The sequence below is a fragment of the Mesorhizobium sp. M1E.F.Ca.ET.063.01.1.1 genome (assembly GCF_003998155.1).
In the GTDB taxonomy this organism is placed as follows: Bacteria; Pseudomonadota; Alphaproteobacteria; order Rhizobiales; family Rhizobiaceae; genus Mesorhizobium.
The window spans coordinates 1-1,145 of record NZ_RZSC01001203.1 but is presented as its reverse complement, the minus strand read 5'-3'; the positions used below and the strand labels follow the sequence as shown (position 1 = coordinate 1,145).

General features: G+C 66.2%; 1 protein-coding gene and 2 pseudogenes. 1 reads left to right on the top strand and 2 read right to left on the bottom strand.

The window, feature by feature from the left end; genetic code table 11:
* Positions 1-47 precede the first annotated feature (47 nt).
* Positions 48-185 (bottom strand): annotated as a pseudogene (locus EOA29_RS37275) (sulfite exporter TauE/SafE family protein); the annotation flags it as partial.
* Here EOA29_RS37275 and EOA29_RS37270 point away from each other — a divergent pair.
* Positions 145-633 (top strand): annotated as a pseudogene (locus EOA29_RS37270) (sulfite exporter TauE/SafE family protein); the annotation flags it as partial. The pseudogenes EOA29_RS37275 and EOA29_RS37270 sit on opposite strands and share 41 nt — an antisense overlap.
* 34 nt (positions 634-667) lie before the next feature.
* Here the strand turns inward: EOA29_RS37270 and EOA29_RS37265 are convergent.
* Positions 668-1,145, bottom strand: a 478-nt coding sequence (locus EOA29_RS37265; RefSeq protein WP_127222446.1) for a hypothetical protein, incomplete at its 5' end; no start/stop codon positions are given.

The following is a 1,145-nucleotide window of genomic DNA, read 5'->3' as shown; positions in this document are numbered from 1 at the left end:
ATCTACGACCGCAAGATGCTGGTCGACATGATGCCGGGCGCCGTCATCGGCATCATGTCGACCAGCATCTTGCGGTCGTAGATGCCCCACCACGTCCAAACCGAGACGATGTCCATCAGGCAGAGAATCGGCAACAGGATGGCGGCGGCCCTGGTGACCGAGGAGATGGTGCGGCTGATCGTCGGCGCCGTCGCGCTGATCTTCGTGCTGCGCTGGATCTATCTGCAGTTCCGCCATGGCGCCGATCACGCGGTGCAGCCGAACCGGATCGCGGCGGCTTTCTGGGGCACGGTTGCCGGTTTCACCAGCTTCGTCGCCCATGTCGGCGGCCCGCCTTTCCAGGTCTATGCGCTGCCCATCCGGCTCGACCCGAAGGTGCTGTCGGGGACGGCCGCGATCTTCTTCGCCGCCACCAATGCGCTGAAGCTCATCCCCTATTTCGCGCTCGGCCAGTTCGACACCACCAACCTGATAGCTTCCGGTGCGCTCATGCCGCTGGCGCCGCTCGCCACCGTGGCAGGCGCCTGGCTGGTGCGTCGCATGCGGCCGGAGGTGTTTTATCCATTCACCTACGCCACTGTCGCGGTGGTGGCGGTCAAGCTGCTCTGGGACGGTATCGCGGGCCTGATGTGAGGGCGGCTGCCAGGCCGCCCACACCAACAAATGCTCAGACGGCGCTCGGCACCATCTGGCGGCTGCCGCCAAGGGCGAGCGCCGCGCCGGCCGCCACCACCAGCGCCATGCCGGCGAGGATGCCGATATCGTGCAGGGTGGGCTTCAGCACCATGTCGGCGAGGATCACCAGCATCACCGCGTAGTCGAGGCGCGCCCAGCTCATCATGCGCTGGCCGATGGCAAGAACGGCGGGCGTGATCCGTTCCTTGGCGACCATGGCGCCCATTCGCTCGCCGGTCGGCTTGAAGACGAGCATGCCGATCGAAAACGTCGTGGCGTAGCCGACAAGGCCGATGACGATCCACAGCTCGGCAAAGCCGACCCAGAAGGCACACATGACGATGCCGAAGATCAGGGTGAGCATCGACATCGGCGCGAAGAAGCGGCCGCCGAGCTCGCCGCTGGCGCGCATCGCCTGCAGCTTGTCCTCGATGTTGCCGGCGCGCTCGGCAAGCGCGCCGAGCAGGAAC